This is a genomic window from Rhizobium sp. O111 (assembly GCF_055616315.1).
In genome coordinates, this window is record NZ_JBSHXL010000002.1 from 1,092,597 (window position 1) to 1,106,060 (window position 13,464).

At 57.2% G+C, this 13,464-nt stretch carries 10 protein-coding genes; 4 read left to right on the forward strand and 6 right to left on the reverse strand.

The window, feature by feature from the left end:
* Window positions 1–166 precede the first annotated feature (166 nt).
* The 3 genes from ACVTFQ_RS24610 to ACVTFQ_RS24620 all read left to right on the forward strand — a co-directional run bounded on the left by ACVTFQ_RS24610 (window position 167) and on the right by ACVTFQ_RS24620 (window position 4,924).
* Window positions 167–2,452, forward strand: coding sequence for an FdhF/YdeP family oxidoreductase (locus tag ACVTFQ_RS24610; protein ID WP_470424075.1), 2,286 nt, complete (start codon window positions 167–169; stop codon window positions 2,450–2,452).
* Window positions 2,453–2,511: 59 nt separating this feature from the next.
* Window positions 2,512–3,351, forward strand: a complete 840-nt coding sequence (locus ACVTFQ_RS24615) for an alpha/beta hydrolase (RefSeq protein WP_470424076.1) — start codon at window positions 2,512–2,514, stop codon at window positions 3,349–3,351.
* A 67-nt stretch (window positions 3,352–3,418) separates the two neighbouring features.
* Window positions 3,419–4,924: a mechanosensitive ion channel domain-containing protein gene (locus tag ACVTFQ_RS24620; RefSeq protein WP_470424077.1), complete on the forward strand. Its 1,506-nt coding sequence runs from the start codon at window positions 3,419–3,421 to the stop codon at window positions 4,922–4,924.
* 39 nt (window positions 4,925–4,963) lie between these two features.
* On the opposite strand, the gene ACVTFQ_RS24625 is transcribed toward ACVTFQ_RS24620, so the two are convergent.
* Together ACVTFQ_RS24625 and ACVTFQ_RS24630 are read right to left on the reverse strand one after the other, a co-directional pair.
* Window positions 4,964–6,337, reverse strand: coding sequence for a dihydrolipoyl dehydrogenase family protein (locus ACVTFQ_RS24625; RefSeq protein WP_470424078.1), 1,374 nt, complete (start codon window positions 6,335–6,337; stop codon window positions 4,964–4,966).
* A gap of 116 nt (window positions 6,338–6,453) precedes the next feature.
* Window positions 6,454–7,539, reverse strand: a complete 1,086-nt coding sequence (locus tag ACVTFQ_RS24630) for a sensor histidine kinase (protein WP_470424079.1) — start codon at window positions 7,537–7,539, stop codon at window positions 6,454–6,456.
* Window positions 7,540–7,697: 158 nt separating this feature from the next.
* Here ACVTFQ_RS24630 and ACVTFQ_RS24635 point away from each other — a divergent pair, with 158 nt between their 5' ends.
* Complete coding sequence (locus ACVTFQ_RS24635) at window positions 7,698–8,930, forward strand: hypothetical protein (RefSeq protein WP_470424080.1); 1,233 nt, start codon at window positions 7,698–7,700, stop codon at window positions 8,928–8,930.
* A gap of 54 nt (window positions 8,931–8,984) precedes the next feature.
* On the opposite strand, the gene moaA is transcribed toward ACVTFQ_RS24635, so the two are convergent.
* From moaA to ACVTFQ_RS24655, 4 genes are all read right to left on the reverse strand, one after another.
* The gene (moaA, locus tag ACVTFQ_RS24640; RefSeq protein WP_470424081.1) at window positions 8,985–9,992 is read right to left on the reverse strand and encodes a GTP 3',8-cyclase MoaA; all 1,008 of its coding nucleotides are present in this window, start codon (window positions 9,990–9,992) and stop codon (window positions 8,985–8,987) included.
* A 38-nt stretch (window positions 9,993–10,030) separates the two neighbouring features.
* On the reverse strand, window positions 10,031–12,178 hold the full coding sequence (locus tag ACVTFQ_RS24645) for a xanthine dehydrogenase family protein molybdopterin-binding subunit (protein ID WP_470424082.1): 2,148 nt from the start codon (window positions 12,176–12,178) through the stop codon (window positions 10,031–10,033).
* A gap of 12 nt (window positions 12,179–12,190) precedes the next feature.
* Window positions 12,191–12,640: a (2Fe-2S)-binding protein gene (locus tag ACVTFQ_RS24650; RefSeq protein ID WP_470424083.1), complete on the reverse strand. Its 450-nt coding sequence runs from the start codon at window positions 12,638–12,640 to the stop codon at window positions 12,191–12,193.
* A 175-nt stretch (window positions 12,641–12,815) separates the two neighbouring features.
* Complete coding sequence (locus ACVTFQ_RS24655) at window positions 12,816–13,391, reverse strand: helix-turn-helix domain-containing protein (protein ID WP_470424084.1); 576 nt, start codon at window positions 13,389–13,391, stop codon at window positions 12,816–12,818.
* Between the last annotated feature and the right edge of the window lie 73 nt (window positions 13,392–13,464).

Consider the following 13,464-nt stretch of genomic DNA (forward strand, 5'->3'; position numbering starts at 1 on the left):
GACGTGGACAGAGAACGCTGCCAGGGTCTCAGGCACAAACCGATTCATAGACTCGAAGGCCGTTTCCTCTCTGTGTCTGAGCTACCCCTGAAACAATGCAGGATTCGCGCAGGCGCAAGCAATCGAGTGCGCATCGAGACAAAGACTGAGACAGGAAGGATCAGACATGAAGGATCAGCGTCCCGATGGCATCAAGGCCTACGATGAACCGGCTGGAGGTTGGGGTGCGCTAAAGGCGGTTGCCAAGACCCTCGCACATCAACAGGTCGTCGCTCAGGGCACCGCCACCCTTCTCAAGGCGAACCAGCCGGACGGTTTTGACTGTCCTGGTTGCGCGTGGCCGGACCCCAAGCATACTTCATCTTTTGAATTTTGTGAAAATGGAGCGAAGGCAGTTACGTGGGAATCTACGGCTCGCCGTGTCGGCCCTGATTTCTTCGAGGATCACACCGTCGAAGAACTTTGGGAGTGGACTGACCACAAACTGGAAGACGCCGGGCGACTTACGAGCCCCTTGGTCTACAACGCCAGCCGCGATCGCTACGAAGCCGTGGATTGGAGCGATGCGTTCAAGCTTATCGGCGAAGAGCTGAACAAGCTTCCCGATCCGAACATGGCAGAGTTCTATACCTCTGGGCGGGCCTCGAACGAGGCAGCCTTCCTGTATCAAACATTCGTTCGGGCGTTTGGTACCAACAATTTTCCCGACTGCTCAAATATGTGCCACGAAGCAACGAGTGTCGGGCTGCCGATTTCTATTGGCGTTGGCAAAGGAACCGTCACCCTCGAAGATTTCGATCATTGCGACGCGATCTTCTCATTCGGGCACAATCCGGGGACAAACCACCCAAGAATGATGACTACCCTGCATGAGGCTTCTCGTCGGGGCGTAGCAATCGTTGTCTTCAACCCTCTCAAGGAGCGCGCACTAGAGCGGTTTGCCGCACCCCAGAACCCAGTCGAGATGCTGACGATGTCATCGACATCAATAGCGTCAGCCTACCATCAACTCCGCATAGGCGGCGACATAGCGACCTTAAAGGGCCTGATGAAGATGATCCTCGAGCGTGACGCCGCGGACATTGACGGCGGCGGTCCGGGGGTCTTGGATCGGCATTTCATTGCCGAGCACACGCTCGGTCTCGACGATTTGACACGGGACATCGAAGCGACCTCCTGGGAGAGCATTTTGGATGTCTCCGGACTGTCATTGGACGAGTTCGCGAGCGCCGCCGATGTCTACATCCGCGCGAAGAACGTCATCATTTGCTATGGAATGGGATTAACTCAGCATGAAAATGGCACGGCGAACGTTCAGCAACTTGCAAACCTTCTAATGCTGCGGGGTAATATTGGTCGACCAGGCGCTGGGATTTGCCCGGTCCGCGGCCATTCTAACGTGCAGGGTGACCGTACCGTCGGCATAACGGAGATCCCCAGCGACTCGCTTCTCGATGGCATGGAGAAGGCTTTTGGATTTAGACCATCCGGACAGAAGGGTCACAATGCCATTGAGACAGTAGAAGCAATTGCCGATGGTCGCTCTCGGGCGTTATTGTGCCTCGGCGGTAACTTTGCCGTTGCGATGGCGGATCCCGACGCCACTTTCTCGGCCATGCGGAAACTCGATCTCGCGGTCCATATTGCGACCAAGCTGAACCGTTCCCACCTACTTCTGGCGAAGACCTCGATCATTCTACCATGTCTTGGTAGAACCGACCTCGATACGCAGGCGTCCGGGCCGCAATCCGTCACCGTCGAAGATTCGATGTCGATGGTTCATGCTTCTCGTGGGTTCCTCAATCCGCCTGGTGAGCTGCTCCGTTCTGAGCCCGCGATAATCGCGGGGATTGCCAAGGCAGTCTTGGGCAGGCGCTACGGGATCGACTGGGATGCGTTGATAAGCGACTACGATCGAATTCGCGAGAAGATCGAGATTGTCTTCCCCGACTTCTCCGACTTCAACAAGCGGGTGCGCGTCAAAGGAGGCTTTCGTCTCGACATCCCGGCAGCCTATCGTGTCTGGAAGACAGCAAGCGGGAAAGCAAATTTTCTCGTTCCGCCCAGTCTGGACGGGGACCGTCTCGTTCAGAACCGAGACGCGCTGATGTTGACGACCATTCGCAGCCACGATCAGTACAATACGACTGTCTATGGTCTCGACGACAGATATCGGGGCGTATTTGGCAGGCGTGACGTGATCTTCATGAATGAGGCCGACCTCGCCGATCGCGGCCTGAAAGATGGCGATCTGATCGATCTCACAGCAACACTATCGAGAGAACCTCGAAGAGCGAGCAAATTCACTGTGGTCGAATACAATATTCCACGCGGATCGGTCGCCGGATACTATCCAGAACTGAACGTCGTCATTACGCTCGAGCACTATGACCGACTATCAGGAACTCCCTCCTACAAGAGCGTTCCCGTTATCGTTTCCGCAGCGGCGTGAAGCTGATGAGGATCATCAGAGGATTGGAGTACGCTCCAGGCTGCGACTTAGACGCATATATGTCGCTTTCGCCACGTGGCGCCGTGCTCCTTCTGACGTCCTGTTGGCTCGAAGGAGACGAAGGCGAGGCCTCCGGTCTGGCAGAGCTTCTCTGCAATGCGGGCTTCACCGTGTTCGCCACTAGCTTTCGACTGGACCCAAGCGGCCCGAGCGGCGTCGCCCTCAGTGACGCGTGCGCCGCGTTGAGCTGGATCGCAACTTCCGAGATGCGGTTCGAGCGCCGGGAAATGGTGGTCATGGGCTGCGGAATCGCGGGAACAGTCGCGATTGAGGTTGGCTTGCGAGAAAGCATTCCGGTGGTCGCGTGGTCAGCCGTGATTGACTTCAGGGCGTTCATGGACAGCACGGCGAGTCTTGGTGATAGCGACCACACTCGCGACTATCACGGCGTCGATTGGGGACAGATTAAGGATTCAGGCGAACAGGTACCGTTTCTGCGGAGCGTCATTTTAGCTATAATATCCAACAACCTGAGCCTTTTGACGGCGATGAATCCCGTGAGGCGTGTTGTTTCGTCAGCAGGTCCAATGTTGCTGATGGGTTCGACACGCGAGGTAGTTCCGGCGGCTGGCGTTGCGTTGATGGAGAAAGCCCTGAAAGGACAAGGGATCCCTTGCGCGGTAGACCTCATGGAGGGTGCCGGGCATGCGACTGATTATTTGGACCAGGCACTTCCAGGCACGATCCGTTTCATTGGCGAGGCGCTCTCCGGAACTGAAACTACGAGGTTCTCCGCCACGGAGATCGATCTCGAAGCAATTGCAAAAATCTGTTCCGAAGTTTCAAGCAATTTACAGCCTAACATTGCGCTAATGCGGCCGGTGTTGGGGGCGAGATGAGACAATCCTGAACTCGTCGTTTCATGCACTTCATCTCGATGACTCAACTCATCCGATGAAGACAGCCATGATCGCATCTTTGCTTTGGAATCCTATACTTCAGTTCGCGGTGCTGATGACGGCGACCGTGGCGGTACGCGTGCTTCTCGGCCGAAACCCAACGATCAGGTTCGTGGTCAGCATCAGCTTCCTTGCATTGTTGACAGCTTCGCTTTTGAGCCATCACATCACGCCATATGTTCCTGATGCCGGCGAAGAGATACTCTCGCGAAAAATCACAACCGGGTTTCTCAAGTCCGTATGGTGGATGGGGGTGGCCGTGGTTCTTGTCAGCGCTGTTCGCCTGTTTCTTATCTTCGAGAACAATCCTCGCGAAGGACGCCTTGCTCAGGACCTCCTAGTAGGCGTGGTCTATCTGGGGGCTGGTCTGGCCCTCATAGCAAATGTGTTCAGTTTGCCCATCGGCACATTGATCGCTACCTCGGGCGCATTCGCGATCGTACTGGGTTTGGCCCTACAGAGCACCTTGAACGACGTGTTCTCAGGCGTAGCCCTAAATTTAGGCCGCCCGTATGCAGTCGGCGACTGGATCGTTCTGGAGGGAGGCTTTCAGGGGCGTGTGGTGGAAACCAACTGGCGCTCGACGCATCTGGTGAATGGTACCGATGATCTAGTCGTCTTGCCGAACAGCACACTGGCCAAAGCGAGGATCGTAAATCTGACCCGTCCGCATGAAACGCACGGAGCCTCCATTACGGTGCGCGTCCTTCCTACACGCACTCCGGCCGCCATTGTCGAGACGATGCGAACCGTTCTCCTAAGTAGCGTTTCTATCATCAAGACGCCCCCACCGTCCGCGCTTGTCGTCGCGATAGACAGCCAGGCCGTTGAGATTGAACTGACGTTCCGGGTCTCTGGGTTTGCGTCGGTCGGCGCTGCCAAGAGCGAAATCTACGACCTAGTCTATCGTCACGCCAAGGCCACGGGGCTTAGGCTGGCAGGACCACGCGAAGCCGCGGCTCTATATTCAGAAGCAGGGCAGGACACCCAAACGGCAAAGCATCCCGGCACACCGTGGCGTCTGCTGGAGTCGATTCCACTCTTTGCAACATTGACGGACGACGAAAAGGACGCGCTGGCCTCCGCGATGACCCGCCGAACTTACCAGCGCAATACGGTTATCGCCGCCCAGGGTAGCAAGTTGTCATCGCTCATGATCATGCGGACGGGTGTGGCGGCGGTCGAACGGTCCGACGGCGGAAGCTCTGTCGAGTTGGCTCGCCTCTCGCCGGGCGACCTATTCGGTGAACGAGGTGTCTTGGTTGACTCGGCCGAAGTCGGGGACACCAGAGCGCTCACTTTTGTCGTGATCTACGAAGTCGCCAAGGATGATCTCGCCGCAGTGATGCGCGACCGGCCCGCGTTGGTCGAAGAACTCGGAACATTGCTATCGCGACGTATGGAGGATCTGGACCTTCGGGCCAATGCGAATGCGCTCTCTCATGGAACACATCCGGACACCTTGGCGACGCGGATCCGCAGGCTCTTCGAAATATCGCGGGAAACCGACTAGCTGTTGAGGGCGCCGGCTGGCCGGCGCCCTCAAATCAAATCACTTCACGTTGCCAAAAAGCATATTCAGCCCTTCCGTGATCGTCGGATGGGCGAAGATACCATCACGCAGTGCCGTGAACGGCAGTTTCCCGAGCATCGCCATCTGCACGACGCTCATGACTTCTCCTGCGTTGACCCCCAACATGCTGAAGCCAAGGATCTGATCCGTATCCTTCGCCACTAGCGCTTTCATGAAGCCCTTTCGTTGGGAGAGAGTGCGGGCGCGGGGAACAACGTCCATGGGAAGTCGCGCGATACGGTATTCTAGGCTTCTCGAGCGGGCTTCGTTTTCGTTCAGGCCGACACGGGCGAATTCTGGATCGATGAACACGCAGTAAGGGATCAGCCGCCCTTCTGTCGTCCGCTCGCCGCCCTTGAGCTGGCTCGATACAATTCGATAGTCATCGAGCGACGCGTGGGTGAACATCGGCGTGCCCGCGACCTCGCCCATTGCCCAGACGCCGTCCGCTGTCGTTTTAAGCTTCTCATCAACTTTCACGAATCCGCGAGGGTCCAATTTCACACCCGCAAGCTCAAGGCCGATCCCATCTGTCCGCGGACGCCTGCCCGCTGCCACAAGGAGATGGGAGCCCTTGAACACACGCCCGTCGGCAGTTGTGACGGTCACCGACTGTCCCGACTTCCCAGCCACCCTTGTGCCGTTGCAGTCCAACGCAACGTTGACGCCCTCTCCCTCAAGCACTTGAAGCAGCGCGACACCGACGTCTTCATCTTCCCTAGGCGCGAGACGGGAACCCCTCTCGAGAATTGTCACCTCCGCGCCGAGACGACGGAATGCCTGGCCAAGCTCCATACCGATGTAGCCGCCGCCAAGAACAAGCAGGTGGGTCGGCATGTCGCCAAGCTGAAGTGCCTCGACGTGAGTGATGGGATCGGCGGCCGCAAGCCCAGGAACATCTGGTATAGCTGCAGTTGTGCCGAGGTTTATGTAAACCTTGTCACCAGTCAGGGTTCTGATGCCATTCCCGGTTTCGACGGAGATCGTCTTAGGGGAGACAAAGCGGCCCCAGCCAATCACCAGCTCAAAGCCGCTTGAATCGAAAATGGACTGATTGAAAGCGACCATTTCCGCAACTACACTTGCTGTGCGGTTGCGCACGAGATCGAGACTGGTGCGAATATTATCAGCCTCTGTGCCGTACTCTGCGGCTCTTCGGGTGGCATGCGCAACCTCGGCGCTGCGGATCAGCGCTTTGCTGGGAATACAGGCTATATTGATGCACGAGCCACCGATGAGGCCAGCTTCCACCACAGCTACGCGCTTACCCGCCTTTGCCTGCTCCATTGCGAGTGTCTTACCCGCCTTGCCGCCTCCGAAGACGAGTATGTCATAGGATTCCACTTGGGCCATTGTCTTTTCTCCTTTGGGTTTGTGTCCCCCGGAGGAAAGCAGGTGGCGGTCTCAAGTGATTGTAAAATCATGCCTGCGACCAACCTCGGCCCCAAATTGCACTAGGACTCGTTTGGTCATGTCGTGGGAAACAGAACGGCGAAGTGTAGCCCCGTTCCTGTAAGGCTATGCACCATTTTTCCCTGCAACTGGCGTTCGACAAGCATCCTCATCAGCTTCGACCCCTCATTTGGCTCGGCCAAGGTGTCCGTTTTCGGCCCACCGGTCTCCCGCCACCAGAGCCCTATCTCGCCGTCGCAATGAGTCCATTGAACCATCACCCGACCGGAGCAACCCGAAAGCGCTCCATGCTTGAGTGCGTTTGTAGCAAGTTCATTGGCGAGTAGACCTAGTGCCGTTGCAACATTGCCGGCCACCTCGATGTCAGGGCCTTGAACGACGATCCTCGGAACATCGGGATCCTGGTATGGCGCTAGTACGGCGGTCAGGAGCGCATGCAGTGAGACAACCATCCTTCGGTCGCCGTCGTCATCGAGAAAGTGATGTACCTTGGCCAAAGCTCTCAAGCGATAGGCGTACTCTGTAGAATGCTCTCGTGGCAGCGACAGATTGGCAAGCCCGATCGCGGACGCGTACACGTTTTTCAGGCGGTGTCGCACCTCGTCGCGCTCAAGTTTGAGACGGGTAGTCGCGATCGCCAGTTCAGCGAACACGCCGCATCTCGAAATTGCCGCCGACGCCGCGCGCGCGAGTGTTTGTGCGGCAAGTATCTCGGCGATCGCTTTTGCAAGATCGCCATCGGGCTCCTCCGTGTGAAGGTTATCCGCGCCATGCCGTAGCGTTCGCGAAAAACTCTGGGGGTTCGGGATCATCCCTGCCCCGCCGAGTAAAGCCGGATGGTTCACCTTGGGCATCAACGATAGACCTGCTAGATCGCTTGCGTATGAACCGGAAGGGATGGCGGAAATTGCGGTAAGAGGCGCTGATTGTGCCCCCACCACCTCCAGACCTTGCGTTTCGATGAGTGCTATAGCGTCGTCAGACAGGATCTTCCGTGCGGCCTGACGGGCAATTTCCGAGATCTGACTGCTGTCGTTGGAAGCCGCGATCTGGGCAAGCGCTTCTACGAGTATGGGATAAGGCTGAGGCATCTTCGGCACCAATTCTTCACGGGTCGCCGCATGGGCTGTGGATAGCACCATGGCTAATACCTGGCCCCGTCGCGGAATAGGACGATTCAACTCCGGGATGCCCGGCGACTTTCAGGCTTCATCGCTCAGCTTGACGACCGGATTCGCCAATCGCGCGTCACCCGCCTTCGATAGTCAAGGTCGCGCAGACGTCAACGATAGGGCAAGAAATGACAATCGCGACATCCGAAGGCACAAGACATTTGGGCGCATTCGAACACCTGTTCGCGGCGTACGGCGAAGACGGCACGATGAACTTCACGATTGCGGCGCGTCTGTCCGGAACTCTGTCCGAGGCAGGCGTCATATCCGCACTCGCACAGGTGCAAGCACGGTACCCTCTCCTTAGAGCTTCATTGGCGTGGGACAAAGACGACGCCCACTGCTTCGTCCCTTCAAATCATCCGATACCCCTCTCGGTGATTGCGGGGTCCACGACTACGTGGCATCGAATTGCAGAAAACGAAATTAACAGGCCTCTCATCTCCGCAGAGGCACCACTTGTTCGCGCGGTGATCGCAACCGAAGCTCGGTCAGGTATCTTGGCGCTGACTTTCAATCATGCCGTAGTGGACGGTCTCGCCGCCGTCTTCGTACTTCACGAGGTCCTACTCGCCTTGAGCGGCAGTGACCTTTCCCTTCCGATCGCGGACTCAAGATTAGAGGATCGCATGGGGTTGGAGGTCCCGTTGTTCAGGCGGCGCGCGCACTTCGAGCAGAGTTTCACCGACGGAAAGCCAGCTCAATCAGCTGAGCTTTACGCGACTGCGTCGATCGACGCAGTTGAACTCGACAGGGGCCGTCTCACAAAGCTCTACCTCGATGCAAAGTCACGTGGATTAACGCTGAACTCGGTCCTGACCGCGGCACATGGAAGGGCCCTAGTCGACCTCAACGACCGCTGGTCAGGTCAGCCGTTGCGGGTGATGTCGCCGATCGACCTCAAGCCAGAATTCGCAATTCCTGAGCATGTTGGCCTTTCGCTGTCCGTCGCGGTCACTCCTTTCCAGAGGGATGGGTTAGAGTTCATTGACGACGCACGCCGAGTTCAATCCCAGATCGCCAAGTTCCGAGAACGGAAAATGGCGCTCTGGATGGTCGCCGATCTAGCGAAGCGGTTCACCGAAGACGCGAGCTACGAGGCAAGCCGCCAGCGCGTAGTCGAGCACATACCTTTCGATACGGTGATGACAAACCTCGGCATACTGCGTTTGCCGGAACGGTATGGTGACCTCGTGATTGAAAAGATTTGGGCTCCCGCGTTGCGCTCGGTTCGCGGTCAGGACGTTGTGGCCGCAGCAACATTCGACGGTACGCTGAGCCTGGTTCACACAGCTGTCGAGGGAACCAGCGGCCTGCTGGCACGCATCGTTGAGATCCTAGCCGAAGGAGGTCGCGCCTGAGTCGACTTGGGCGTGAGATGCAATTCGCAAGATGAACTGGCCACGGCCGGTTCGTCAGCCGCCTGTCACGCTCATGTGGCGGCGCACAGCGGGCTCCCGCCCTCTTTCAATGACAAAGTCATGGCCCTTTGGCTTGCGTGCAATGCCCTGGTCAATAGCATTTCCTAACCCCACGTCATCGATACCCGCGCGCATGACTGCCCGCAGATCGACGGCATCTTCCTGCCCGAGACAGGCGTAGAGAGAGCCTGTGCAAGTGAGGCGCACACGGTTGCAGCTTTCGCAGAAATTATGGCTAAGCGGCGTAATGAAACCAAGTATGCCCCCTGTCTCTGCAATCTCAACGTAGCGCGCGGGGCCTGAAGTACGGAAATTCAACGGCCGCATCGTGAAATGCCTCGCAAGCTCCTGTCGGACGTCCGATAGCGGCAAATAGAATTTGGTCCTGTCCTCGCCGACGTCACCCATCGGCATTGTCTCGATTAGGGTGATGTCCATGCCGTGACGATGAGCAAAGCGAACTAGATCCGGTATCTCCTGCTGATTGATGCCGCGCATCGCCACAACGTTCAATTTGACCTTCAGTCCAACATTGCGAGCCACGCCTATGCCGTCCAACACTTTCGTGAGTTCTCCCCGTCTTGTTATCGAGCGAAACCGCTCGGGATCAAGGGTATCGAGGGATACGTTTACTCTGCGAATGCCGGCATCCATTAGCTGAGCGGCGTACTGCGAGAGCTGTGAACCGTTGGTCGTGAGTGTTAACTCCTCAAGGCCGGATCCAATCAATCTTCCGAGCGCCCTGACAAAATCGATAATCCCCTTCCGTCCCAGGGGTTCACCTCCTGTCAGCCTTATTCTCTTAACCCCTTTGGTAACAAAGATCCGACAAACCCTTTCGAGTTCGTCGAGCGTCAGAAGTTCATTCCTCGGAAGAAAAGACATGTTTTCAGACATGCAATAGGTGCATCGGAAATCGCAGCGGTCTGTGACAGACACGCGGAGATAATTGATTGATCGGCCGAACCCATCGGTCATCTTCTCAATCGTTGGCGATATCATTCGTACTCCTAGCTTTAGATCCCTAGCCGGTCCCTGCTTCAAACTGCGGCTTGAGACAGAGGCAGAGACCGGATGCGCTTTCCCGTTGCCGAGAATATCGCATTTGCCAACGCGCCAGCAGCAGCGGCTGTTCCGGCCTCACCAACCCCGCCAGGTTTTTCATTGCTTTTCACTTGGTAAACTTCGACCTTGGGCGCCTCGTTGATCCGCAAAATCCGGTAGGTATCGAAATTGCTCTGGTCCACGGCGCCATTGCTGAAAGTCACTTCGTTGAACATTGCTGTGCCCAGCCCGAACAAGACTCCACCTTCCATCTGAGCCCGGACCGTGTCTGGGTTGATAACGATCCCGCAATCGACTGCCAGGACTGAGCGGAGCAGCTTTACCTGTTTGCCAGGCACTACCTCGACCTCAAGGACATGAGCGAGGTACGTGTTGAAGGCGAATTGCAAATTGACCCCTCGCCCGCGGCCTTTCGGGAGCGGCTCCGTCCATCCGGCTTTTTCGGCCGCGAGCTCCAGTACTGCAAGGGCTCGTGGGTTCTTCGTCAGCATTCGTCTCCTGAACTCTACAGGATCCTGACCGGTCGCATGGGCCATTTCGTCCACGAAGCTTTCCATGACGAAAAGATTGTGGGTCGCACCGACCCCTCGCCACCAAGCTGTCGTCAATCCTTCCGGCTCATGACGGACATAGTCCGCGAACACCGCTGCTTCATCGTATGGGGTTTCCGCCGCGCAATCGAGAGAGTCGGGGTCGACACCATTGACGAAAGCCGGAGGTGCCCATCGTGCCATAACAGACGAGCCCGTCACCCTATGGGTCCGTCCGACAAGGCGGCCGGTTTCGTCCAGCCCGGCAGATACTCGATCGTAATAGTACGGTCGGAAGAAATCGTGCGTCAGGTCCTGCTCCCGCGTCCAGACCAGTTTCACCGGATATCTCACGTCTCGGAGGAGCTTGGCGGCCTGCTCGATCGTGTCGATGTCCAGCCGGCGCCCAAACGCTCCTCCCATCAGCTGATTGTTCACAACTACCTTCTCGGGAGGAAGCCCCGTCGCGTCTGCCACGGCCTTTTGCGCCCGGACAGGGACCTGTGTCCCGACCCACAGTTCGGCACGATCGTCCTCGATGTGCAGCGTGCAGTTCATAGGTTCGAGAGGCGAATGAGAAAGAAACGGCGAACGATACACCGCATCGAGCTTGGTCTTCGCCTTTCCGATAGCTTCTGCAGCACCGTTGTCGTCTCGAACGACTACGCCCGACTTCATTGACGCTTCGTGCATGTCGTTGACAATAGAGTCTGTCGAGACAGAACCATTCGGTCCGCTCTCCCAAGTCAGTTCGAGAGCATCCACGCCTAGTTTGGCGGCCCACATGTGCTCGGCGATAACCGCTACGGCGTCGTCGGTGCGGACGATGTCACGAACGCCCTTTACCGCACGACCGGCCTTTTCGTTCATGGTGGCGATCCTGCCGCCCTTTACAGGCGCGACCGCCAAGGTCGCAAACGCCATGCCCGGAAGCCTGGTGTCGATCCCGTATACCTGGGAACCGTTGACTTTCGCGGGCGTGTCGAGGCGTTTCGCCTTCGTACCGATAAGCCTGAATTGGGAGGGATCCTTGAGCGCAACTTGTTTTGGCACTTCCTGCGTAGCCGCATCCGAGGAGACCTCAAGGTAGCCGATAGCACGCCCGGAAGGTGGATGGTGTATTGTGCCCCGCGCAACCGTGCATTCCGCGGGCGCGACCCCCCAACGTTCTGCAGCTGCACCGACTAGCATGATGCGGGCGGAGGCGCCTGCCTCACGTAGACGTACCCAGTCGGATTGAGTGGAAGTCGAGCCGCCTGTGGCTTGGTCGAACAGGATTGGATCCATGTATTTTTTGAGATCGGGCGGCGCTGCCTCCACACGAACCTGATCGAGATCGACTTCCAGTTCCTCCGCCATAAGCATGGCGCTAGACGTGTAAATACCTTGGCCCACCTCGGTGTGAGGCATGATCAGCGTGATCCCGCCAGTGTCGATTTTGATAAAAGCGTTAGGTACGAACTGCGGCTGCTCCCCCATCGCGGCCGCGGCTCGACGGACGTTTCCGGGCAGCTGAACAGCCAAAACCAGACCAGCGGTAGCGAGCGCGGTTCCACGAAGGAAATTCCTGCGGGATACGAGATTCTCGATCATACTGCCGCCCTCTCACACATTGAGCGAGTGGATGGCTTCACGGATCCTTACGTAGGTGCCGCAGCGACAGATGTTTCCCGACATGGCGTCGTCGATGTCAGTGTCCGTTGGTCGGGGATTGTCTGTTAAGAGGGCCGCCGCGGACATGATTTGCCCAGACTGACAATATCCGCACTGGACCACTTCCTTTTCCAGCCATGCCGCTTGAACTTTCGCGCCGATAGGAGTGTCACCGACGCCTTCGATGGTCGTGATTGGCATGTCCTCAATGGCGTCCATCGTCGTCTGACAGGATCGCACCGCTACACCACCTAGATGCACAGTACATGCTCCGCACTGAGCGATCCCGCATCCGTATTTAGTTCCCGTCATCCCGAGCACGTCGCGTAGCACCCATAGGAGTGGCATGTCGTCCGGCACGTCCAGCTCGTGGACTTTGCCATTGATGGTCAGCTTTCTCATCGTTCGCCTCTTCGTAGCCCCCGGACCAATATGCCGCGTAGTAGCTAAGCACGGTCGATCAAATCGTCGTCGATCATGGTGACAGCTTTCGAGGCTCGAAAATTGGACGATCCTGCACCAACGGCATGCGTCGGTCACTTTGCAGTCGTCCCATTCTTAGGGGCAGTCCACCGTCTCAATAAGCGAGAGGCATGCGCACGTCGGGGTTTAGTCCGCAGCGGTCGCCGCCTTTCAGATAGTCCCAGCGGCGTGTTGCGGAGACCGAGGCGTTTTTCCGCCATTTTAGCGGTGTGGTTCCCACGAGGCGTTTGAAAACCTTGGAGAGGTGAGCCTGATCGCTGAGACCGCAAGCATGGGCGATCTGGCTGAGCGGCTCATCTGTCGAGGCTATAAGATATTTTGCCGCCTCTATGCGTCTCGACAGCACGTAGTCATACGGCGGTCGTCCAAACGTGACGTTAAATCCCTTGGAGAACCTGCTCACGCTCAAGCGAACCTGCTCGCTCAAATCACTGACGCGGAGCCTGGTGTCCACATTCTCGTCGACGTAACGGATAATCTTCTTCCGTTGCCACTCGCTGAGCCCTGATGGAATTTTTTCCTTCGCTACCGCAACCGCCGGGATGATTCGGTCCGCAAGGCTTTGCCTATCAAGCCAGCCATCAATCGTTCCGTAGTCTACTTCAGCGTGCCAGATCTGTGAGGCGCTGCCACCATCCAATGTGGCGCTGAAAGAGAGAGACGTGTCCATCGCGATATCCTCGCTGCTTCGATGCAGGGAGATTGCCGTGTTGGGACGTGTGAAATCGAGTTATAGGATGTAA

What these genes read in the sequence shown, in the direction of transcription:
- ACVTFQ_RS24655 (WP_470424084.1), bottom strand. Translation starts at nt 13,391, where the DNA reads ATGGACACGTCTCTCTCTTTCAGCGCCACATTGGATGGTGGCAGCGCC.
- moaA (WP_470424081.1), bottom strand. Translation starts at nt 9,992, where the DNA reads ATGATATCGCCAACGATTGAGAAGATGACCGATGGGTTCGGCCGATCA.
- ACVTFQ_RS24650 (WP_470424083.1), bottom strand. Translation starts at nt 12,640, where the DNA reads ATGAGAAAGCTGACCATCAATGGCAAAGTCCACGAGCTGGACGTGCCG.
- ACVTFQ_RS24620 (WP_470424077.1), top strand. Translation starts at nt 3,419, where the DNA reads ATGATCGCATCTTTGCTTTGGAATCCTATACTTCAGTTCGCGGTGCTG.
- ACVTFQ_RS24625 (WP_470424078.1), bottom strand. Translation starts at nt 6,337, where the DNA reads ATGGCCCAAGTGGAATCCTATGACATACTCGTCTTCGGAGGCGGCAAG.
- ACVTFQ_RS24635 (WP_470424080.1), top strand. Translation starts at nt 7,698, where the DNA reads ATGACAATCGCGACATCCGAAGGCACAAGACATTTGGGCGCATTCGAA.
- ACVTFQ_RS24615 (WP_470424076.1), top strand. Translation starts at nt 2,512, where the DNA reads ATGTCGCTTTCGCCACGTGGCGCCGTGCTCCTTCTGACGTCCTGTTGG.
- ACVTFQ_RS24610 (WP_470424075.1), top strand. Translation starts at nt 167, where the DNA reads ATGAAGGATCAGCGTCCCGATGGCATCAAGGCCTACGATGAACCGGCT.
- ACVTFQ_RS24645 (WP_470424082.1), bottom strand. Translation starts at nt 12,178, where the DNA reads ATGATCGAGAATCTCGTATCCCGCAGGAATTTCCTTCGTGGAACCGCG.
- ACVTFQ_RS24630 (WP_470424079.1), bottom strand. Translation starts at nt 7,539, where the DNA reads ATGGTGCTATCCACAGCCCATGCGGCGACCCGTGAAGAATTGGTGCCG.